The following is a 21,349-nucleotide window of genomic DNA, read 5'->3' on the forward strand; positions in this document are numbered from 1 at the left end:
AGCACATTATATATACAAATTAAATGCAAATAAACAAAAGACACTACAAAAGTACCATTTTAATGTTCCATAAAAAAGTACAAAACGCAAAAATCAGTAACTTAAGTAATAAAGCAGGATAAAAGACCTTTAAAACCCACCCTAAAACACTATTTATAAGTTAATTAAATGTTAACGATGTAAAGAAGGGGATAGTCCAAATTTTAGCAGATCTTAGTAAACCTATCTGTTAGGTAACAATCACAAGACATATTTTCATCTAAAAAACCTGTTAGCAATTCAATCACCAACAGGTTTTAAAGCTTTTCTTTGTTATTTCAGATAATACTTACCAGGTAGTTTTTAGAATCAGTTTCAAGCTAATGAAACTGTATTTTCAATAACCAATGAGGTATTTACTCTTATCATTGAGTAATTTTTTCGCGAATAAGGCAAGAAGCATACTAAGTAACACAAACATAATAGATAAAGCAATGAAGTAGAGCCACTGAAATAACGCCGTATCTGGGGTCGGTAATTTTAAGTTTCTAAATATAAAGATTAGATAAGGATGTATAAAAAACACTGCAAAACTTGTACTCGCTAGAGTGTCAAAAAACAAATTACTTTTTGAATACTTTTCTAATAGCAAGAAGAAAAAGAAAGCAAGGAGTAGCTTTTGTAGAAACATCAAGTCGATGCCTCTGAACTCAAAAAATGGCTTATGGTAGCTTCCCACATCACCTAAATAGGTCTGGATCAGCGTGAAACTGATCGATAATAAAAATAATAGCCAAAACCGATTACCCTGAAATGCCTTTAACAAGGATTCTCTACATTGAGATACCACAGCACCGGTGAGGTAAACAGGGAAAAAAAACACAACAGAATGCAAGTGATTCATATTATCGACAGGTCTATGAATCAAAATTGACACGCATGAAAGAATCAGAATCAGTGACAGCTTAAACGTAAAACCTTTTTTTAGTATATGAACGACTAATGGCGAGAGTAAAAATAACAGTAACGCAAAAGGAATATACCAATAAGCGGTCATAAAGCGACCTGTTACTTCATATTTTAGAAAAGGTACCATAAACTGTGATATTGCACCTTCAGATTTAGGCAGAAAATAGCCATCTGAAATTGGGTTAGCTACATAGATATATAAACAGATTGGTATGATTGACAATAATAAATATGGCCATATCAGCTTTGAAGCTCTGGAGAAATAAAACTTAGAAAAAGTAAACTTTCTCAAAAATACAACTTCAAAAAGAAAGCCTGAAATGAAAACAAAAAGAATGGTACCACCAGATAGCAGGTTTCTTAAAAAAACTTCCCAAAGACTATCTAAAGCGACACCAGAAACATCGAAAGAATGACCGAAAACGATAAACATAATGGCTATCGCACGGAAATTATTAATTGAGTTATAAAACAAACTATGACCTTTTAAATTGGTTCAATTTCAATATTACTAATTTTCCCTGAAAAGCCTGATTTACCTGAAGAAAATCTTAAACGGCCAAACTCAGGCTTACAAATAGGTACCCTACTATAAAATACTCCCGTATCATTGATGCTCTTATGAAAATCGCCAATATTGATATATGCTGACCCCTCATTCACTTGGACTTCATATTCAAGTAAATATATCGGGTACTGTAACTTCGTTTTGATAAAATAGTCTCCAGTGACTACAAAATCATCTGCTTCATAATTCTCAACGGTCACATTATTAGGCCAAATATTATCACCGAGCTCTTCAACGTCATATTGGTCAAAGTTAGTTTCGGATAATATCGGTTTTAAAGAAATGGATTGCATCGCTCCGGTAAACATAGTTTGTGTGCTTACCACAGAAACCATATCTTCTGTAGGTTCACAAACGATTGCTACAAAAGAGTTTTCCCCCTCTTTTGTAATTGGAATGCTTGAATCTCCGATATAAAAAATTGGCGTACCCGATTCAATTTCAGCATCAAAACTGACACGATATAAAGCATAGTTCAAATCCCTGTTATTATAGCTTCCGCCGATAATAGAGTAGGGTTCTGACATATCAGCGACGATATCGCCATCATGCCATATACTGTTGCCACTTGGATTTACAGAAGAAGACATGCCGGGAGTTTGAGGGGTAATCTCTATCGAAAATTGCACTAGCCAATTATGCAGTGGTTGCTGATCAACAGAAGAAATTAACGTCGACGTATCTCTGATATTAGTCACAGGGGTTTTCTGATTTGCAGTGTTATACCTGTCATCTAGGGTAAAGCCACTGTCTATTTCCCCCCCCACCTCGAGTGTAGTATTAAACTCGAGTATTAACGTATCACCTTGTATGGAAACTTGCGGAATGTATTCTATGTTATTTGGCGATATATACTTTAGACCGTAACCAGGTGCTTCAGGTAAAGTTTGAGTATCAATAGTCAAACTTCCTTCTGGAACATGTAATTTCACAAAAGCTTTATTATTTGCTATTTCTAAAGACTCTGGTTGCAGTGGTTTCCATTTCTTATTAGATTCAAATGTAGAAAAGATAGCTTTCGCAAAATACTCGCCTTGTAAAATATACCCCTTTGTATTTAAGTGAGTTCTTTCATCAGGCCTATTAAAGTAATTTCTATTTAGAAAGTACTTTGGCATGACTAAAGAGGCAGCTTCATGGTCATTCGCAAACTCCCATAATGAGATAGCAATATCATGCCCATAACTAACGCCGGTTTGGTCCATGAATAATATTGGATTACGGGTTTTAGAAGTGGTAGTTTGTATTTTATTTTTATAAGCGTTATAGAGCTTACTAAGCTTTTGCTTATAGTCCTGTAAATTAGAATTTGCGTTAGATTCACCATGTATCCAAGTAATAAAAGGGACATTAAAACTTTCGCCACTTTGCGCAGCCAACCGCTCTGCAGCCCTTAGCATCGTAAGTCCATTTTCAAATGGTTCTGTGCCATATTCAAGTTTACTTATCTTTTGCCCTCCACGACCATGTGGAGCATAAACAAACTTAGGGAAAGGTTTGTTCTCAAGAGCATATAAATATTCCAACATTTTGAACATTGAGTATGCATGTGTTTGTCTAGTCACATCTTTCAAAGGTTCCAAAAATCTTACGTCATTTTCTACTAACCTTTGATAATATCGAGGTGCAGTGGTCCTAACACCATTAAACAGAAAGACGTTGTTAGGATTAACTTCATTAGGAAAAATTATCGGATTCAAGTCTTGATCAGTGTGCCCTATACTTAATGACTGACCTGATGCTAAGACTAAATTATAATCATCAATAGCGCTCAGGCTATTAGATGAGCTAAAAAGAAGTAAAAATAAAATTAAATAACGTCTCATTTTTCTTTACTTAAAACCATATAGATTACAGGAATAATAGAATAGCCAGCTACACCGGATAAAAACGAGGCCTCAAATAAAGAGGTAATAACAATATAAACCGCCATCGAGTTACCCAATCTATTTTTGCATTTTACAACCAGATTATAGCCAAGAATTGCAGTTATACATAACATGCCACCAAGCCCAAGACTGAAAAAAGCTTGTAAGATTAAGTTATGAGCGTGAGCGGGTGTATAACCTATAATATCTTCTAACGTTGGCAAAGCCAAAGACGTCACACCTATACCATAGCCGGTAAAAGGCCGCTCAAGCGCCATATCAAAGACAGCAGGCCAGATATATGTTCTGCCCGTGAAAGTGAGAACTTCTTCAGGATCACCGTGGCGAGATACATGTTCAAGGAAGCCATAAAAGTCAAATGTAGCGTATATTATTAATAATGAGGTTAAAATTGCACCTGATAGAATTGCAAACAGAATAAACTTATTTCTTCTGTATAAAAATAAAGAAGAAAAAACAAATGATATAAAAGCAGTCTTACTATCACTCAATAGTAACGCTATCAAAGACAACCCAAATGCAATAATAAAGAAAGATTTTGAGATAATTTTCTTATTAAACGCATGTAACAAGAACAGGCAATATACGGCACAGAATCCCCCCATTGCATTCGAGGTAGAGAAAACGCCACTCATTCGAGGGCTTACAAATAAAACATCATTCAACCAATAGATGTGTCTCCCCAAATCGGGCAAAGCCAAATAATAAAAGTAAGAAAAACAAATAACTATAAAAAATGACAGGGAAATTGAATAAAGTAAAAAGTCATCTCCAAACCTACTTTTTACATACTTAAAATAAAAATAAAAAGCTGCATATGAAAGTACTACAACAAAGCTACGAAAAGGAAGCATTGAAAAAGGGAGCATCAAAATAGCTAAGAGAATAAAAGCAACAAATAACAACTCATGATTGTTAGACACCCTAAAACCGAATTTATAAAAATATATAAATGCGATTAAAATACCTCCTCCCCATGCCATTAGTCTTAAAACGATTTGAAAATCGACACTATCACTTCCGTATTCGCGTATTCTAAAAACAAATAAAGAAAAGATAATAAACATTGAAAAAAGAAATAAGTTAAAGAGTCTTACCCTATTCATTATCGACTCCTTTCATAACAATCAAATAATAAGTAATCGCCAAAAACAACCACCCCATAAAAATATGAAGTGATGGTGAAACTTGTAAATGAAGAAACAAATTCAATAGTAAAAGAGATAAGACACCCAAACCTGATAACAGGTATAGTGAGTTCATTTTTTTGTACATATTTTTCTTCACGAGCAGCATTTCAACACTTCTTGAGCATGATAAACAAACTAAAATACCTGCCCAGAACAATAAATCACCTAGCTTAGGAACAGCTTGCTCGCCATACACCACAGGAAATAGATAAACAGCTATTAATAAACAAATTAAAGAGGCGGCTAAAGAAATAAGCATATACTTTTTGAACAAACTCTTTACAAATGTGTGTGCATTATCTTTTATACTAGCGAGTTTTCTTTGATCAATTGCCTCAACTGATTTGATCAATATTTGTACTGGCTGAAATACTGATCGAGCTATAAATAGAACAGAAGAAACTGTTGCTGGATACAAAGCCGATACTAATAGAAATGGAGAATGTACGAGTAGTAATTGAGAAATGGATTGAACATTTCGATTTAGTAAATTTCTTGTATCACGAAACCAAAAAAAAATGTCTAACTCATGCTCATCGGTATTAGCTTTTTTAAAAGTAATAAAAAGAGCGATTACTATTAACTCTAGCGCAAATAAACATAAATAAGTGTTTATCAAGAGCTTTATAGATAAACCATCAAATAATAAAGAAGCTGCAAAAGTAGATACTAAAACAACAGATACCAACGCAGGCAAAAAGTACAGCTTACTCACCATAAGTAGATATCTAAATGATTCATGTATAAACAAAAAGGCGAATAAAACAGGCGCTAACAACCACTGCTCTTGATATGGAAAAACAAAATAGGTACTAATGAAAATTAACACTAAAAATAGCACTAAGAGGAAAAATGAACAACTTAGAAACTCTATTATCCTGACTTTACTGCACTTATCTTCTTTTAAATTAAAAGGAATGAGCACGATTGTTCTTTGAAAAGATAAGAAAATTAATGACAGAGTCATAGCAACACCAAACATGACTACTGACTCATTTCCCTCATACTTAAGTAAAAGAAACGTGATTAAAAAATTAGCACCCGACGATAACAGCGAGTCAATTAACAAAGATAATTTATACTTCATCATCTATCATTTTTTTAATATATACACCTAGGTTCTCAGTATCTTTCTCTTTTTCAGTCGTGAAGAAATCATTTTTCTCGCTTAGCTTCTCGATTTCCTCTAAGGTCTGTTGCAAGTCTTCTACATCACGGCACACCCTCATTAAGCTTATTGATGAGGTTAACGGTTCAAATCTTGCGATAGTATCGAGCTGATGATCATTTCTGTGCTCACCAAATTTAGCCAACCTCGGTACAACTATAAGCTTTTTATTCAACTCTAAACATTGAATGATGGTTCCCATACCAGCGTGAGCAATAACAATATCACACCAATCAAGTTTCGCTTTGTACTCATTAGAGCTCAAAAAATCAACCACTTGAATACCATCATAAGCATTCGAGTCTTCACCAACTTGAGCAAAAACATCCAAGTTTAGTGATTTATTTATATCGTTAATGGCCTCTACCAATCGTTTAAATGGTAATTGCGCACCCACAGTTACAAGCACTTTCATTATATAACTCGACCTTTATATTCAACATTATCACCAGCTAAATCTGGCCATTGGGTTAATGTTTTATGAGCAAATTTCTTTGCTATTCTTCCCGAGGCGGATAATTGTTTTGTATTAGCAATACTATCAACCCACATGGTTTTTCTTAGTAATAGTCGGCCAATTACAATAGAAATTAACCCAGGCATCGCGCCAGTGGTTATTATCCACTTAGGTTTATGCTTTAAGACGAGTTTTAACATTTGAAACGCAATTATGGGAGATCGGATTAATGTGTCTCTTGACACATCCTCAATTAAGCTTTCATTCTCAAAAGAAGGTGTATCGTGCGCGTTAACTTTCGTGCGCACAAATAAAATGTCATTAGAGTTAAAGTTAGCTTGTTTCATTATTCTACTCAATTGCACATAATGACCACCCGTTGATGCAATTGCTATGAGCTTCTTACTCATTAATTAATATCCCTAAAGCTTTTGTTTTAATATTTGTACGAATGGCAACAGCAGGATTTCCTGCGACAATTGTCCCTGAACTTACATCCTTTGTCACAACAGCGCCTGCCGCAACAATACATGAATCGCCCAAAGTAACGCCTGGCATGATGATTGAGTTACCACCAATGAAACAATTTTCACCTATTCTCACGTCTTTATGTATGTCTCGGCACATATCATGAGTTAGAATTACCGACCCAAATGCAATATAAGTCCCCGCTCCTATATGAACACCTTTCGGGTTTGTCTTATCTAGCTTTGCTTTCAATGAAATTCTAACGCTTTTATGTATATTCATTTTATAAAAATGGATATACCAGAGCGTAATAATAGATAGTATAAAATGTCGTACATAGACGTGTATGAATCTTTTCATATTCTTGTGCTCTCGTCCCTTTCCCATTTAATTGTCTTTAATTTTTTAATTTGCAACTTAGCACGAAATGTCGCTATTGAAATGACCGTCGCATAAATCAAAAACTGAAATAACGCTTTCTCTTTGATAGCTATTTTAAACAAAGAAGAAAAGCTATTACCGCCTGTAGTAGGCGAAGTAAACTTCTTCTTTAGTTCCATATTGCCTAATTTACTTCTCGTTTTTATTTTAATAAGAGACCAAATTGTTCTTGGACTCATTACGACTGAATAACAAGAAGGAATCGTAGTTAAATTAGCTGAACCTAAGGTACCTTTAACATAGCCATCATCAGCAATAACTTGTGGAAACTTTCCTAAAATATCGCGTGCCTGTGGAGAAATAAGGTATGCACCGGAATTAACCATTCCAACTCGGTAAGCAGGAGTAAGTTTCAAAAAACTGTAGTACAAATTAGTTAAGAAACTGCCATCTTGAACTATTTTAGTGGTCGGTGAGGCAAACAAATACTGTTCACTCTCAATAAATTTTAAAATACTTCTGATACTTTCTGTGCTGATAATCACGTCAGCATCTTGAACAAGCACATGTTCAAACTGAGCAATTTCAAGCCCCTTATTTATAGCTAAGATTTTTGAGCCAGTATCAAGCTCGACCACTTTAAATGAAGGAAATTTTGCTCTAACGAATTCGGCTGTATTATCAATACAGCCATTTGGCAAGACAATTACCTCAACCTCCAAACTCGAAAAATTCGTTAATTCGGATAACGTCCTTTCAATACATTTTTCTTCATTATATGCAGGTATTATAACTGTCAGCATTTTAAGACCCTTATACTATAAAATATTTCGACCAATAGAATAATAACTAAAGCCTTTATTTTTTAGCCTCTTAGGTTCGAACAAATTACGTCCGTCGAAGATAACTGGAGTTGTTAGTAATGACTTTATTAACGAAAAATCAGGTGCTTTAAAATTTTGCCACTCAGTACAAATAACGAGAGCATCTGCATTATTTAATGCTGATTCTTTGGTTCCCATAAAGCTTAAATCATTTCGTGCGCCATATATGCGCTGCGTTTCTTCCATCGCTTCAGGGTCATATGCTTGCACTTTTGCACCGGCAGCCCATAATTGCTCCATAAGTACTCGACTTGGTGCTTCTCGCATGTCATCCGTGTTTGGTTTAAAGCTCAAGCCCCACAAAGCAAACACCTTACCTTTTATAGCATCAGGATTATTTAATAAACCGAAATGCTTCGTAATGTATTCGAATAATTTATGCTTTTGCGCATAATTAACGGCTTCAACAGCTTTTAAAATTTGTGAGTCATAGCCTAAGCTGTCAGTAGTTCGCACCAATGCCTGAACATCTTTTGGGAAGCAAGAACCTCCATAACCACAGCCAGGATAAATAAACTGATAACCAATACGAGGGTCTGAGCCGATACCATGGCGCACGTGCTCAATATCAGCACCTACACGCTCAGCGATATTTGCCATTTCATTCATAAAGCTAATTTTGGTAGCAAGCATACAGTTAGCTGCATATTTAGTAAGTTCAGCACTTTTAATATCCATGACGATAATTTTTTCGTGATTTCGATTAAATGGTGCATAAAGTTCACGCATCTGTTCTTCTGTATCAGCGCAGTCTGTACCAATAATAATACGGTCTGGGCGCTTACAGTCATTGACAGCAGCACCTTCTTTTAAGAATTCAGGATTTGATACTACTGAAAAAGTTAAATTGCTTTCACGATGATCAAGTATCGACTGTACAGTCTCTTTTACTTTATCAGCTGTGCCGACAGGGACCGTCGATTTATCAATAATGATTTTGGGCTGTTCCATATAAGTAGCGATTGTCTCCGCTACTTTTAGTACGTACTTTAAATCTGCAGAACCATCTTCGTCAGGAGGAGTTCCAACAGCAATAAACTGTAAGTCACCAAACTCAACCCCAAATTTAGGATCGGTAGTGAAAGTTAAACGGCCTTCTTCGAAGTTCTTTTGGACTAAAGGCGTCAACCCAGGTTCGTATATTGGAATTATGCCGTTCTTGAGATTTTCTATGCGTGTTTCATCAATATCCACACAACACACATCATGACCAGCGTCAGCAAAAACTGCGGCTTGAACCAAGCCAACATACCCAACTCCGTAAAAAGTTACTTTCATTTTATCCCTCTTGTGATGTGATGAGCTCTTATACACATTCTATAAACTCTTCGCCTAATAAGGCCGGATTGCATACTCTACGTTAGCAAGCATGTAACCAAAATTGTGAATCACAGTGATGTGACTTACCTGTTAAATAATATGCTTCAATTCTTTCAACATGACGTAATTGCAACAACCCTTCTGTTGATTGAATTTCATCTCCCAGATCTCTAGGAGTAGTTTCTAATAGATTCCAAATGGCGGGTGATACAGCGTATCGACCTTTTTTACTAGGGATATCGCCGTAGATTGGCTTTTCCAGTATGTTAGTGATAGTTGCATTTTCAGCTGCTTTGATTGTTTTATCGTCAAAGTCCACTTCACCATAATTATTGACCTCAAGGTTTGGCTTATATTCACCAACAATCACATCGGGTAATAAAATAGCGAATGGGTTATGGCCAATAATCGCATGAGTTTCAAGTATTGCATGCCAAAGTCCTAATCGTTCCGGTTGACGTATGGAAATAATACTCACCCCTTTAGAGGTAATTAAACGGACCTTCTCAAGCACAGTACGCTTTAAGCGCGCCTCTAGCTTGGCTTCAAATTCAATACCAGAAATATTTTCTATGCTATTTTTTGAAGCGTGTGAGAGGAGTACAATTTCTTTAATATCGGCTTGAACAGCTTCGTTTACAATATGTTGGATGAGAGGTCTGTCAACTAGTGCTAGCACTTCTTTAGGCGTTGATTTTGTTGCAGACAACATTCGTGCTCGCAATCCAGCGAGAGGCAAGACGGCTTTTAAAACTTTCACTTGAAATCCTTTTAATTACTTCTTACCACATAGCCAGCCGCTGATGAACTTATGAGGCTCAGCTGAGCTTTGAAGCGCTACTATCCATATGGACCGTTATTATACACAACAGGTGCAACGGCTCAATATAAAAAAGAAGCCTTTTAGATTGTTTTTTGTTACCAAAAGGTTAACATTCGTACTTTTGCTTTTTTTATAACCTATCATTTAATTTTTAATAAGAATATAATCCCTCTGTTTATTTATTCGAGATGGCATTGTGCGTATAGGATTTTGCATAATTATATTCGTGTCTTTTTTTGTTTGTGCACAAGACATGCTATTGCATTTGCGTAACAGCGATATAATTGCCCGTGCCAAACAGTTATATGGAGATACTGGCCATCACAGAATAAAAACATGGCTAAATTTTATCGATGACTCTACGAATAAAAGCGAATGGCAAAAAATTCATTTAGTAAATGACTTTTTTAACAAACATATAAATTACAAAACAGATGAAGAGCTTTGGCAGAAAAAAGATTATTGGGCGACACCTCTCGAAAGCCTAGGTGTAGGCATGGGCGATTGCGAAGACTATGTTATTGCTAAATACTTCACATTAATAGCACTCGGCGTCCCAGAAGAAAAAATAAGACTGATGTACGTGCGCCAGCGTACAGTTAATCAACCACACATGGTGCTTATATACTTCGAAGAACTTAACCAAATTCCACTCGTACTCGACAACTTTGATACAAAATTAGTACCGGCAAACAAACGTAACGACTTAAAACCGATATACAGTTTTAACGGTCAAGGCCTATGGTTGGCCAAATCCAAGGGCTTAGGAAACAAGGTTAAGAATAGTACTGGCGTTTCAGCTTGGAATACCATGCTAGAAAGAATTGAACAAGGTGAGCTTGCACCTTCCAATAGTAACAATAAAGGAACTAGTAGTTATGTCTCGAATCTTTAAAGATGGATTGAGCTTAAAAACCCAAGTATATAGCTTGATCATTTTAATTTCAGTTATTTCTTTTTTTGTACGTGTTTTTACTGACGTAGATACGACCCGTCATTATCTGCAAACACAAATGGCCAGCCATGCGCAAGATACAGCGACCAGTTTGGGGCTTTCCATATCACCTTATTTAGAAGATGATAACCTAATGATTGCAGAAACTATGGCGACTGCTATTTTTGATTCTGGCTATTACAGCGAAATAAAATTTACTGATGTGCAGAATAATGTTGTATTTCAGTTACAAAACCCGAAACGCGTTGAGTCGGTACCTAACTGGTTCATTAATCTCTTTGAATTAAATGCGCCGACAATGCAATCTGAAATAAATAGTGGTTGGGTAATTGCAGGTACACTCGAGGTTTCTAGCCATACTGGCCAATCATACTTGACGTTATGGCAACACATGCTGCGTAGCCTATATAGCTCATTCCTACTACTTGCTGCATCCTTAGCTGTTGCATTTTTAATTTTACGGGCTGTATTCAAGCCTTTAAAAGCAGTTGAAAATCAAGCTAAGTTAGTCACTCGAAAACGTTTTACTCTTAATGAAGAGATACCCGTCGCACGTGAGTTACGCACCGTCACTCAAGCCATTAACAATATGGTTAAAAATTTACAGAGTACCTTTGATTCATTGACGAAACAAACTCAAACACTCACAGAAGAAGTATACATCGACTCAATAACAGGACTCGGTAACCGCAAGTCATTTGAGAATTACTTTCATTCTGTAGTAAATAATATCTCGGATGATTCGCCCATAACGGCAATGATGCTCACCCTTCCTTCATTGAATAACATAAACCAAGTAGTAAGCTATCATGACGGCGACCAACACGTCATTGACGCTGCTGAATTGCTCAAGCAGTCTGCCAGCGAACTACCAAATTCATCAATATTTAGACTGAACGGCAGTACTTTCATACTATTAGCCCCATACGATTCTGTATTTCTTAATAAGGTGCGTTTAGACCTTAATGATAACTTAAGCCAAAAAGAAAACAGCCTGCATATCAACGGTTATGCTAACTTGTCTCTCGTTGCAATTAATAAAGGCGCAAGCATTCGTGAAGTACTTTCTTTACTTGATACTGGTTGTACAACAGGCGAAGATAATAATTTAACTTGCAGTGATAAAAAGTCATTATTTAGCGTTAATCAGTGGCGAACACTGATCAAGACTATCATAACTACAGGTGACGTTAGCTTTTCTATTCAACCAGTAAAACAAGCCAACAAGACTAATTCTCTATGTTATTTTGAAGTTTTTGCACATTTCATTCACGAAGGCGAAAAGGTAAATAATGCGCACTTATTTGCTATGGCTGAAAAGTTAAATCTAACTGAAGAACTCGATAAAAAAATTATACTGAACTTTGTCAATATTAAAGAACGATACCCAGATGAAGTCTTTGCATTAAATATCAGTAAGGCTTCGTTGTATTCAACAAGCTTTATAGAGTGGTTAACTTTATTCTCCGAAACTAAGCCGGTTATTAAAACTAATTTGCTATTTGAGCTTCACGAAATAAGCTTACTTTATAATGTACATGTAGCATCTTTACATATAGATGCTATTAAAGAGCTGGGTATTGGGGTATGTATTGAGCACTTTGGCACAAGTTTGACCTCATTCAAGTATTTACAAGGTCTTGATATAGAATATGTTAAAATCGATGGTAGCTATATTCAAGATTTAATTACTAACCCACAAAGCCAGTTTTATATCCAAACCGTTAATAATATTTGCCACGGTTTTGGTATTAAAGTTTTAGCCTGTTTAGTTGAAAAAGCTGATACTTTAGAAATACTTGAGAACTTAGGATGCGATGGTGTACAAGGTAATTTGATACTGCCTCCATCAAAAATTATTAAATCTAATACTAATGGCGTGAATAAAGAGTTTACTTTTTGCGCCGATGCGCTAAAATTTTGCAATTAGTACTCAACCAAGGGACGAGAAATGAAAAAATTAATTCTAGCTGGCTTAGTCGCTAGCGCAACTGCTATTACAGCTCTTCCAACCTACGCACAAACGGACAATGATGCTGTAGTTCAAGAAGTGAGCGTAAATAACATTATTGACATTCTTAATAACGCAACAACAGATACGTCTGCAGAGCAATTACGTGAAGATTTAGTTGAAGCGGTTAGACAGATTTGTAAGAACAAAGAAGAAGTTAAATTAGACGAAGAGCTACTCAATGGTGCGTGTGGTTCTGCAGATATGGATGCAATGGTTGCGGCCGTTGTTGCAAACTTTGGTGCTGATAGCCCGTTGGTTCCTGACTTCTTAGCGGCACTTTCAGATGCAGGTTTTGATAGTGATGCAATCACACTCTCTGCAATCACTGCAGGTATTGATCCAACTGTCGCTTCAGAAGCAACAGCAGCAGGCCCTGGTGCTGGCACGACTGCTGCACCGGTAGTTAGCTTACCGACTCTGCCTACACCTCCTGGTGCAGGTGGTACAGGTGGGGACGCTGGTATTTCTGAAGTCGCTAATTAATCTGTACTATTAGTATATGCAAACGCAGCCAATCGGCTGCGTTTTTACTTTGTTCGAGTATATTTTGAATCGTTTTATTTTCTTCTTCATTTGTCTAATCCTATTTTTACTTCCTCTACCCTTAGGTAGTTACCGGCCATGGGCAGTTTTAGCTATTGGCATTTTAATCTGCTTTAATTTTGTTACACACCTTGCTAACAGTGCTTTAAATAGTGACCAAATGCTATTACCTCCCCGTTATGGTTGGCCTATACTTTTAAGCTTAAGTGTGGTCATTTTAGTATGCTTGCTTCAGCTGTTAAGTATTAGTATTGATCCATTTCAAACTAAACAAATGTTATTAAAAAGCACATTTTTGCTTATGTTAAGCTGGTTAATATTTATTTATTGCAATAGCGCAGAAAGGATTAAAAAGTTAATTTACATTGTCATTTTCGCAGGTGTTTTTCAGGCTTTATATGCTACCTACTTAAATTTATCACCAAACATAGCAAGCCCCTTCTTTGGTTATAAACACACAGATCGCGCCATCGGCACGTTTACTTATTCTAATTTTTTAGCTAATTATTTAGCTCTGTGTTTATGCCTAGGAATTGGTCTATTGATTAGTGAATTAAACCGTACAAAAAACAGCTATAAGCTCTCTTTTAAACAAAGATTACGTGCGCTGGCTGAAATACTACTAAGCTCTAAAATAATCTTGCGTATATCTTTAATTATCATTATTGTGGCGCTGATTTTGACTCGAAGCCGTATGGGTAATTCGGCATTTTTTATTGCGCTTATCATAGTTAGCTTATTAGCATTATTTACTTATAAGCAAAAGCCCAAAGCATTTAAGCCACTTATCATTAGTTTTTTTATAATTGATTTAATTGTAGTTGGGGCAATCTTTGATGTCGAAAAAGTCAAGCAACGCATAAGTGAAACCAGCTTACAATCTGAAACACGTGATGAAGTAGTTCGCGATTCAGTGCCACTTATTTTAGATAAACCATTGCTTGGCTCTGGTGGTGGTACATTCTATACGGCGTTCCCTGCATACCAATCTCAGCCTTACTCTGGATACTACGACAACGCCCATAACGATTACGTACAGTTTGCAGTTGAGCTAGGCATACCTACAACGTTATTGTTAGGAGGTCTTGTTTTGTATTGCTTGTGGTTATGCATCAATACAATGCGAACTCGCAAAACAGCATTGTATCAAGGTGTTGCTTTTGGCTGCGCTACAGCTATTGTCGCAATGATGCTACATTCATCAGTCGACTACTCACTGCAAGCTGGTGCAAACTCAATCATGTTTATAGTTATTTTATGTTTAGCTATATTAACTAATCAATTGCCTGCACCGAAGCGAGAAAGAAAAAAGTAGAAAGGTTATAATCGATATCAATTCGATAAATTTGCTGAGTCGATAGAACTCGCTCACTCAAATTACTGCTCTTCTAAATCAAACTCTGTGATGCGATTATCAGCATGAATGAGCTCGTAGCGTTTTAATAAACCACTGTCGAGCTCAATTAAACTGATCGCCGCATCACTAACCAAGTACTTCTGCCCTTCTCCTTTCGTTTTGTGCTTATCAACTTCCATTTGCCAGCGTTTAGTAAAGAAGTTAAGTGGGCTTTTCGGCGCATAGAGAATTGAATCTAGTTTATCTAACACATTGATAAGCTTTCGAGGAAATTCATTTTTAATGCCACTTGCAGTTAGCTGCCAAATACGGTTTTTATGTTTACCAAAGCGCTTTTGCACGGAAAAACAAAAGGAGTAATGTACATCACCAGAAAGAATCAAGGTTTCTTTTGGCGTATCTTCACGACGGAATGTATCCAACAACTTTTTGGCAGAGCCCTCATGGGCCATCCAATTTTCTACATCGACAAGTAAAGGCTGACCACAAAAATTAAAAATCGCTTGGATTGCTTCAATTGATTTAACACCAAACACAGGGGCTGGGGAAACAATAATCACTTTATCATGAGATAATAAGCTTTCTTCTAATTCAGTAAGCCTCTCCCAATCAAGTAATCCTGAAGGTTCATTAAAGTTTTGCTCATTGCGCCAACGGTGAGTTCGGGTATCCAGTACCACCACTTTGGGTATGGTATTTAGTTCATAGTGCCAATGATTAAAATCTAAAATGTGCTTATCGAACCCCTTAAAATTCCATTGATTAGTTGAAAAGCTGCGCTTAAATGCAGATAAAAGATCAAATGTTTTGTCACCGGCATCATTACCAATCCCTTGCATTAACCAGTAACTAATTAAGCCATTATTTACAATACGCCTACTGGCTGGGTGCTGATAAATGGCTTGCTCCCACCCTGCTGTTAAGTTCCAATCATCCGTAACATCATGATCATCGAACATCATTAATGTAGACACATTAGCCAACAGCCTTTCCACTTGGCTAAGACCCTCTGCGAACCCAACAAGTGCTTGCTTCTCAAGTTTAAATAAATTAGCGCATTTAGGGGGCAATGCAGGACATTCGATTGATTCAAAGTTAATTAATTGCCAAGTAACCGCGCTGAAGTTCAGTAAATAAAGTGCTATAAATTCTTGAAAATGAATTAAGTGGTTTTCGGCTTTTAAACTTGAAAAATGTGGTTCATCCTTTTTAAGCCAATAACCAACACCAAATTTACTGCGTTTCTGCCAAGGCACTTTAGGCAAGTATAAATGACGTTTGTAAAGTTGCTGCTCAAAACCTTCAGGTAGCGCTAAATCAAGCTTTGGCTCTTCAAATACACCAAATAAGCTAATCACTTTCTCAATCGCGAGTAGCATGGGCCCTGCAACATCATCCGCGTATATTTGATCGCCAGATAAAAGTAATAGGTCAGCACCCGCATTAAGTGAATCACGCTGTTCACTTTGCCAATTATCTGCGGCAACGAGACTGTCTTTTGCGGGGTGATGAGGGTTACGGCACGAACCATGAAGAATTCTATCGAGCCTATTAGGGATCACAAATGCAGGAGATTCCGCACGTTCATAGCAATATGCTGACAAATCAAGGCTTTTTTCTTTATCATGTAACGAGTAATAAATCAGTGAGTCTACCGCAAATTCGCCACTGGCAGGCATTACATTGATGAAGTTTAAATAGATATTTTGCCCAAGTTGGATAGACTCAAAGTTAGAAAAAGTTTCAACAGCTGTAAACTCAATTCGGTATTGGCAAGGCGTGGTGGTAACAAACTGAAAGCACACTCGCCCTGCATCTGCTCGGCGTACCATTGGCCCCATTATTAACTGAGGTAAATTCGATACACCGCTCACTATCAAGCCCTCTTAGCTTGCTTAAACAACGAATAAAAGTTGTTGGTTGTTGCTTCGGCTAACTCGTTAAAACTAAGACCTTTCAGCTGTGCAATATAATAAGCAACATCTTCAACGTAAGCAGGTTGATTTGTTTTACCACGATATGGGACTGGCGCCAAATAAGGAGAATCTGTTTCTATTAATAAACGGTCAAGCGGAATTTGCTTAACAACGTCTTTTAACTCAACAGCATTTTTAAAGGTTACAATACCCGAAATTGAAATATAAAAGCCCATATCAATGGCTTTTTTGGCCATATCCCAATTTTCTGTAAAGCAGTGTAATACGCCACTGCATTTTTCTGCGTTGTGTGCTCGCATTAAATTGATGGTGTCTTCTCGAGCATCTCGGGTATGAATAATAAGTGGTTTATTAAGCTCATTTGCAACCTCAATGTGGCCAACAAAACTTTCTTGTTGAACAAGATGAGTATCTTTTGAGTAATAATAATCAAGCCCTGTTTCCCCAATCGCAACAACTTTTTCATGACTGGCAAGATTGATCAGTTTTTGCTTATCAAGCGCATCTTTTTGATCAAGGGGATGAACACCACATGATGCAGAAACATCAGGATAGTTCTTAATTTTATCCAGCATACTTGGAAACTGGTCTAAAGTTACACTTACACATAAAAAGTGTTCAACTTTCTTAGCGCGAGCACTATCTAATACTTGGTCTAAGTTTAGGTCGAGTTTATCGAAATCAAGGCGGTCTAAATGACAATGTGAATCTACAATCATGGTACAACTTTTATTACATGGTATAGGTCGGATTGCCTGAGTTTAACATAGTCCCCAGTAGTTTTTCGATTTTAGCATTCAAATTGGTTTTATCATCAATAAAACTTACACCAATTCCGGGAGGATTAGAGCTCTGAGCCCCTTGAGGTGTAATCCATGTTACCTTACCTGTAATTACATCATCTTCAAGGGCATCAGGCAATGTGACTTTCAATGCTAACGAATGCCCCATTTCAAAACGCATATTCGTGCGAACAAATAAACCACCGTTTTTTAAGTAAGGCATGTAACAGCGATATAGCTCGTCTAAGTCTTCAATATCTACTAGTAATTCTTGCACACTATGTCCTATTTTTGGCTCTCACGTAAAGTCAACGCTAATTGTGAAATGGCAAGTGACATATTTAAGCCAAGCACATGAGAACTATTATAAAGAAACTCAGAAAGTGCAGTTTGTGCTTTTTGATAGCTAAAAAAGTCCATACCTAATACTAATTGCGTTTTAAGGTGTTCAGTTAAAAACAGAGCAAATACATTAACAAGACTATGCTCTTTATTTAATATATCGACTAACGTGCTGAAATTATGGCTGTCTTTTATCTCAGTTGCAAATTTATAAAGTAAGTCAACAGACTCTAACTGATGCTCTTTATACCACTGTTCCACTAAAAGCGGTTGACTAGCAAATAATGCTAACCAAGAGTAATTAGGAATACTCAAAGAGGCTAACCATTGTGTCGTAATTGAACTATCTACTTTGACTTCCTGCACTGCACAGCGACTTAGAATAGTCGCGGGCAATAAAGCAGTTTGCTCACAGGTTAAAAGTAAATAACGGTTCAAACTTGGCTCTTCAAGTGTTTTTAATAAGGCATTTGCTGCCGCGGTGGTCATTTTATGACATTGTTCAAGAACAACTACTTTGTTGCCATTTTGTGCCGCGGAATGATTGATAAAATGAGTAATATCGCGAATTTCATCAACACCAATTGTTTGTCCATCAACTCTCACAATTCGCTTATCTGGATGCGTTCCTGCTTGATTAAGCTGACAACTTTTACAATGACCACACGCTCTTAATTGCACAGGTGAAGCACATAATAAACCATCAGCGAGTGAATCGACTAAATGGTGTTTGCCAACCCCTTTATCACCATTAAACAGCTGTGCATGATGAAAACGCTGCTGCGAAAAGCTTTGAGCTAATTGCTGGTACAGACCTTCAAGCCATGGCAAAGGCATATTAATTTAAACCTGCAAAAAAGTTGTCTAGCACCGTGATTATTGCCGCATGCACCTCGGGCATTGTTTGGTTGGCATCCACTGTTTTGATACTACTATCAGTTTTAGCAATTTCAAGGTAACGTTCACGAGTACGCTCAAAAAAGCCTAGCGCCTCTTGCTCGATACGATCAAGCTCACCACGGCCTTTGGCACGAGCAAGACCAATAGCAGGGTCAATATCTAAATAAAGGGTTAAATCTGGTTTTAACCCTTTTAATACCATATCAGCTAGAAATGATAACTTAGCCTGCTCAATACCGCGACCACCACCTTGATAGGCTTGTGATGAAAGATCATGGCGATCCCCCAAAACCCAAGTGCCTTTCTCAAGGGCTGGATTAATCACATTTGCAACTAACTGAGAACGTGCAGCGTACATAATCAATAACTCAGTTTCACCCGTTACTTGTTCTGTGTGGTCTTGCTTAACAATATTGCGAAGTTCTTCAGCCATTGGTGTGCCACCAGGCTCACGCACATTCATAAAATCGACTTGTTTGTTCTCTAAATAAGCTTGGCATACGGCTATTGCCGTTGATTTTCCAGCACCTTCTAGGCCTTCAATCACTATAAATTTCGCTGTCATATGACTCTATTCTGGTTATTTGTTCAACTGGTACTGATGCACAGCACGGTTATGCTCTTGTAATGTCTTCGAAAATTGATGGCTACCATCCCCTTTCGATACAAAATATATATACTCAGACTCAGGCGGGTTAACCGCTGCAAGCAAAGCAGCTCGAGATGGCATTGCAATCGGAGTTGGCGGTAGTCCTTTAATTTTGTATGTATTATACGGCGTGTAAGTGGTTAAATCTTTACGCTTAATATCCCCGTCGAAATCAGCACCAATACCATAAATTACAGTTGGATCAGTTTGCAGTCGCATATTGCTTTTCAAGCGATTAGTAAACACCGCTGAAATCATAGGTCGCTCGCTTGCAAGGCCTGTTTCTTTTTCAATAATAGAAGCTAGGATCAACGCTTCATAGGGCGAATTTAATACTAAATCTTGCGCTCGATTTTGCCACGCAGCATCTAATTCTTGCTGCATTTTACTGTATGCACGTTTAAGAATACTGCTTGCGTTATCTTCACTATGATAGTGATAAGTATCTGGGAATAACCAGCCTTCTAAATTTTCTTGTGTGCTACTTATCTGCGTCGCTAAATTTTCTGTATCTAAATCTTGGGTTAAATACGCTTGCTTTTGAATATTGGCAACGACGTCACGAAGTGGCTGACCTTCAATAATTGTAAAAGAAAAGCTAACTTCTGCTCCCCGATTTATAAGGCGAATATTATCGACCACTGAGCGAGAGTTAAGCTCGTAAAGACCCGCTTTTAAATCAGTAAGCGTAGGATCTAATTTAGCGAGTACCTGAAACTTAAAGCAGCTATCAACCCAGTGATTTGTTTGCCATGCTTGGCAAAGCTGATTAAAGCCAGTGCCACGCTCTACTTTGAATAAAGTATTGTTTTCAACTTTTAACGGCATTTTCAATGCTGATTGAAGTTGTTGATAACCAATACCACAACATAGCAATGCTAATAATAGCACGCTAACAATGACTTTAATCACTGACTCTCCTTGGCAAATTGCGCCTTTAATAATGCTTTACTGCGCGTAATATCAAATTGTGTATCAGCAATGTTTGCTACAGGAACCACGCCCATTAAACTGTTACACATAAACACTGCATCCATCGCTAAAAACTCATCAACTTGGATTGCTTTAAACTTAATGGCTAACTTATCACATAAAGCGCGTAGATAAACCCCTGTGATGCCACAGCAGTCTAACTTGGGGGAAACGATTTGACCGTCTTTAATCGCAAATAGATTTGCTACAGAGCACTCAATCACATTGTCATCATAATCAAGCACTATAACGTCATCACACTCGATGGAGTGCATGTGATGTTTGATAAGCACCTGCTCTAAGCGATTCAAGGTTTTTAGTCCAGCAAGTAAAGGTTGATGTGAAAGCCTGACGTCACTGATTGCTAGGCTTACACCCTGCTCTTGCCAATTTTTATAATGTGAAACCTGAGGTAATACGCTGATCAGCACTTGGACAGTTGGCTCGTCAGGTAAACCATAACCCCGTCCACCTGCGCCACGGGTGATGACAACTTTTAATATCCCAGTTTGTGTATCGCAAATTGCTTTGTTAACTACTCGCTCTATTTCGTTTAAATCTAATTCAGGGAAAAATAATCGCTCAGCGCATTCAACTAAACGCGCTTTATGTAAGTCCCAATGCTCAATACAAGCATCAACAATAGAAGCTGTTGTAAAAAAGCCATCACCATAATTTAAGCCACGATCTTGGGTGCTTATTGTGGAGTCTGAATTGGTTATTTTTATTGTTTGTTTTAATTTGCTCATACAAAAAAGCCCAGTTAAACAACTGGGCTCTTCTTTTTAGTCCGTTGTTAAAA

21 protein-coding genes are annotated in these 21,349 nt (G+C 37.1%); 4 read left to right on the forward strand and 17 right to left on the reverse strand.

Annotated features, from left to right (window positions below; genetic code table 11):
* Positions 1 to 376: 376 nt before the first annotated feature.
* The 10 genes from L3Q70_RS09135 to L3Q70_RS09180 all read right to left on the reverse strand — a co-directional run bounded on the left by L3Q70_RS09135 (position 377) and on the right by L3Q70_RS09180 (position 10,033).
* Complete coding sequence (locus tag L3Q70_RS09135) at positions 377 to 1,423, reverse strand: acyltransferase (RefSeq protein WP_237114139.1); 1,047 nt, start codon at positions 1,421 to 1,423, stop codon at positions 377 to 379.
* An 11-nt stretch (positions 1,424 to 1,434) separates the two neighbouring features.
* Positions 1,435 to 3,342, reverse strand: coding sequence for a sialate O-acetylesterase (locus tag L3Q70_RS09140; protein ID WP_062569214.1), 1,908 nt, complete (start codon positions 3,340 to 3,342; stop codon positions 1,435 to 1,437).
* Entirely contained in the window at positions 3,339 to 4,511 is a 1,173-nt protein-coding gene (locus L3Q70_RS09145) for an O-antigen ligase family protein (RefSeq protein WP_237114140.1), read from the reverse strand. The genes L3Q70_RS09140 and L3Q70_RS09145 overlap by 4 nt, the downstream gene beginning before the upstream one ends.
* A complete protein-coding gene (locus tag L3Q70_RS09150; RefSeq protein ID WP_157066197.1) occupies positions 4,504 to 5,577 on the reverse strand; it encodes a hypothetical protein in 1,074 nt (357 codons plus the stop codon). The genes L3Q70_RS09145 and L3Q70_RS09150 overlap by 8 nt, the downstream gene beginning before the upstream one ends.
* A gap of 94 nt (positions 5,578 to 5,671) precedes the next feature.
* Entirely contained in the window at positions 5,672 to 6,178 is a 507-nt protein-coding gene (locus L3Q70_RS09155; RefSeq protein WP_193988892.1) for a glycosyltransferase, read from the reverse strand.
* Entirely contained in the window at positions 6,178 to 6,630 is a 453-nt protein-coding gene (locus tag L3Q70_RS09160) for a hypothetical protein (protein ID WP_062569218.1), read from the reverse strand. The genes L3Q70_RS09155 and L3Q70_RS09160 overlap by 1 nt, the downstream gene beginning before the upstream one ends.
* Complete coding sequence (locus L3Q70_RS09165) at positions 6,623 to 6,940, reverse strand: DapH/DapD/GlmU-related protein (RefSeq protein ID WP_228074465.1); 318 nt, start codon at positions 6,938 to 6,940, stop codon at positions 6,623 to 6,625. The genes L3Q70_RS09160 and L3Q70_RS09165 overlap by 8 nt, the downstream gene beginning before the upstream one ends.
* Positions 6,941 to 7,044: 104 nt before the next feature.
* On the reverse strand, positions 7,045 to 7,872 hold the full coding sequence (locus L3Q70_RS09170; RefSeq protein WP_237114141.1) for a glycosyltransferase family 2 protein: 828 nt from the start codon (positions 7,870 to 7,872) through the stop codon (positions 7,045 to 7,047).
* Between the two features lie 15 nt (positions 7,873 to 7,887).
* Positions 7,888 to 9,231 (reverse strand): UDP-glucose/GDP-mannose dehydrogenase family protein, encoded by a 1,344-nt coding sequence (locus L3Q70_RS09175; RefSeq protein ID WP_237114142.1) that lies wholly within the window; start codon positions 9,229 to 9,231, stop codon positions 7,888 to 7,890.
* An 82-nt stretch (positions 9,232 to 9,313) separates the two neighbouring features.
* The gene (locus L3Q70_RS09180) at positions 9,314 to 10,033 is read right to left on the reverse strand and encodes a sugar phosphate nucleotidyltransferase (protein ID WP_346657782.1); all 720 of its coding nucleotides are present in this window, start codon (positions 10,031 to 10,033) and stop codon (positions 9,314 to 9,316) included.
* Between the two features lie 259 nt (positions 10,034 to 10,292).
* Between L3Q70_RS09180 and L3Q70_RS09185 the strand changes: the two genes are divergently transcribed.
* From L3Q70_RS09185 to L3Q70_RS09200, 4 genes are all read left to right on the forward strand, one after another.
* Positions 10,293 to 10,991, forward strand: a complete 699-nt coding sequence (locus tag L3Q70_RS09185; RefSeq protein ID WP_193988895.1) for a transglutaminase-like cysteine peptidase — start codon at positions 10,293 to 10,295, stop codon at positions 10,989 to 10,991.
* Positions 10,975 to 12,981 carry an EAL domain-containing protein gene (locus tag L3Q70_RS09190; protein WP_237114143.1) on the forward strand — a complete coding sequence of 669 codons (2,007 nt, stop codon included), beginning with the start codon at positions 10,975 to 10,977 and terminating at the stop codon, positions 12,979 to 12,981. Before L3Q70_RS09185 ends, L3Q70_RS09190 begins: the two co-directional genes overlap by 17 nt.
* 21 nt (positions 12,982 to 13,002) lie before the next feature.
* Positions 13,003 to 13,548: a hypothetical protein gene (locus tag L3Q70_RS09195; RefSeq protein WP_062569225.1), complete on the forward strand. Its 546-nt coding sequence runs from the start codon at positions 13,003 to 13,005 to the stop codon at positions 13,546 to 13,548.
* Between the two features lie 64 nt (positions 13,549 to 13,612).
* Complete coding sequence (locus L3Q70_RS09200; protein ID WP_193988898.1) at positions 13,613 to 14,923, forward strand: O-antigen ligase family protein; 1,311 nt, start codon at positions 13,613 to 13,615, stop codon at positions 14,921 to 14,923.
* A 62-nt stretch (positions 14,924 to 14,985) separates the two neighbouring features.
* On the opposite strand, the gene L3Q70_RS09205 is transcribed toward L3Q70_RS09200, so the two are convergent.
* Genes L3Q70_RS09205 through pabC form a run of 7 tightly spaced genes read right to left on the reverse strand, consistent with a single transcriptional unit; the run spans position 14,986 to position 21,296 of the window.
* A complete protein-coding gene (locus L3Q70_RS09205; protein ID WP_237115256.1) occupies positions 14,986 to 16,842 on the reverse strand; it encodes an alkaline phosphatase D family protein in 1,857 nt (618 codons plus the stop codon).
* Positions 16,842 to 17,621, reverse strand: a complete 780-nt coding sequence (locus tag L3Q70_RS09210; RefSeq protein WP_193988899.1) for a YchF/TatD family DNA exonuclease — start codon at positions 17,619 to 17,621, stop codon at positions 16,842 to 16,844. Before L3Q70_RS09210 ends, L3Q70_RS09205 begins: the two co-directional genes overlap by 1 nt.
* A 13-nt stretch (positions 17,622 to 17,634) precedes the next feature.
* Entirely contained in the window at positions 17,635 to 17,961 is a 327-nt protein-coding gene (locus L3Q70_RS09215) for a PilZ domain-containing protein (protein ID WP_062569227.1), read from the reverse strand.
* Positions 17,962 to 17,969: 8 nt separating this feature from the next.
* Entirely contained in the window at positions 17,970 to 18,863 is an 894-nt protein-coding gene (locus tag L3Q70_RS09220; protein WP_237114144.1) for a DNA polymerase III subunit, read from the reverse strand.
* 1 nt (position 18,864) lies between these two features.
* A complete protein-coding gene (gene tmk, locus L3Q70_RS09225) occupies positions 18,865 to 19,491 on the reverse strand; it encodes a dTMP kinase (protein WP_237114145.1) in 627 nt (208 codons plus the stop codon).
* A gap of 15 nt (positions 19,492 to 19,506) precedes the next feature.
* Entirely contained in the window at positions 19,507 to 20,487 is a 981-nt protein-coding gene (gene mltG / locus L3Q70_RS09230) for an endolytic transglycosylase MltG (protein WP_237114146.1), read from the reverse strand.
* A complete protein-coding gene (gene pabC / locus L3Q70_RS09235) occupies positions 20,484 to 21,296 on the reverse strand; it encodes an aminodeoxychorismate lyase (RefSeq protein WP_237114147.1) in 813 nt (270 codons plus the stop codon). Before pabC ends, mltG begins: the two co-directional genes overlap by 4 nt.
* Positions 21,297 to 21,349: the final 53 nt, after the last annotated feature.

Origin of the sequence: Pseudoalteromonas sp. CF6-2, assembly GCF_021729425.1 — a bacterium.
Lineage (GTDB): Bacteria > Pseudomonadota > Gammaproteobacteria > Enterobacterales > Alteromonadaceae > Pseudoalteromonas > Pseudoalteromonas arabiensis.

Excerpts from the sequence above, each read along its gene's own strand:
- pabC (WP_237114147.1), bottom strand. The coding sequence starts at position 21,296 with ATGAGCAAATTAAAACAAACAATAAAAATAACCAATTCAGACTCCACA.
- L3Q70_RS09140 (WP_062569214.1), bottom strand. The coding sequence starts at position 3,342 with ATGAGACGTTATTTAATTTTATTTTTACTTCTTTTTAGCTCATCTAAT.
- L3Q70_RS09160 (WP_062569218.1), bottom strand. The coding sequence starts at position 6,630 with ATGAGTAAGAAGCTCATAGCAATTGCATCAACGGGTGGTCATTATGTG.
- L3Q70_RS09210 (WP_193988899.1), bottom strand. The coding sequence starts at position 17,621 with ATGATTGTAGATTCACATTGTCATTTAGACCGCCTTGATTTCGATAAA.
- L3Q70_RS09195 (WP_062569225.1), top strand. The coding sequence starts at position 13,003 with ATGAAAAAATTAATTCTAGCTGGCTTAGTCGCTAGCGCAACTGCTATT.
- L3Q70_RS09145 (WP_237114140.1), bottom strand. The coding sequence starts at position 4,511 with ATGAATAGGGTAAGACTCTTTAACTTATTTCTTTTTTCAATGTTTATT.
- L3Q70_RS09150 (WP_157066197.1), bottom strand. The coding sequence starts at position 5,577 with ATGTTTGGTGTTGCTATGACTCTGTCATTAATTTTCTTATCTTTTCAA.
- L3Q70_RS09175 (WP_237114142.1), bottom strand. The coding sequence starts at position 9,231 with ATGAAAGTAACTTTTTACGGAGTTGGGTATGTTGGCTTGGTTCAAGCC.
- L3Q70_RS09220 (WP_237114144.1), bottom strand. The coding sequence starts at position 18,863 with ATGCCTTTGCCATGGCTTGAAGGTCTGTACCAGCAATTAGCTCAAAGC.
- L3Q70_RS09155 (WP_193988892.1), bottom strand. The coding sequence starts at position 6,178 with ATGAAAGTGCTTGTAACTGTGGGTGCGCAATTACCATTTAAACGATTG.
- tmk (WP_237114145.1), bottom strand. The coding sequence starts at position 19,491 with ATGACAGCGAAATTTATAGTGATTGAAGGCCTAGAAGGTGCTGGAAAA.
- L3Q70_RS09170 (WP_237114141.1), bottom strand. The coding sequence starts at position 7,872 with ATGCTGACAGTTATAATACCTGCATATAATGAAGAAAAATGTATTGAA.
- L3Q70_RS09190 (WP_237114143.1), top strand. The coding sequence starts at position 10,975 with ATGTCTCGAATCTTTAAAGATGGATTGAGCTTAAAAACCCAAGTATAT.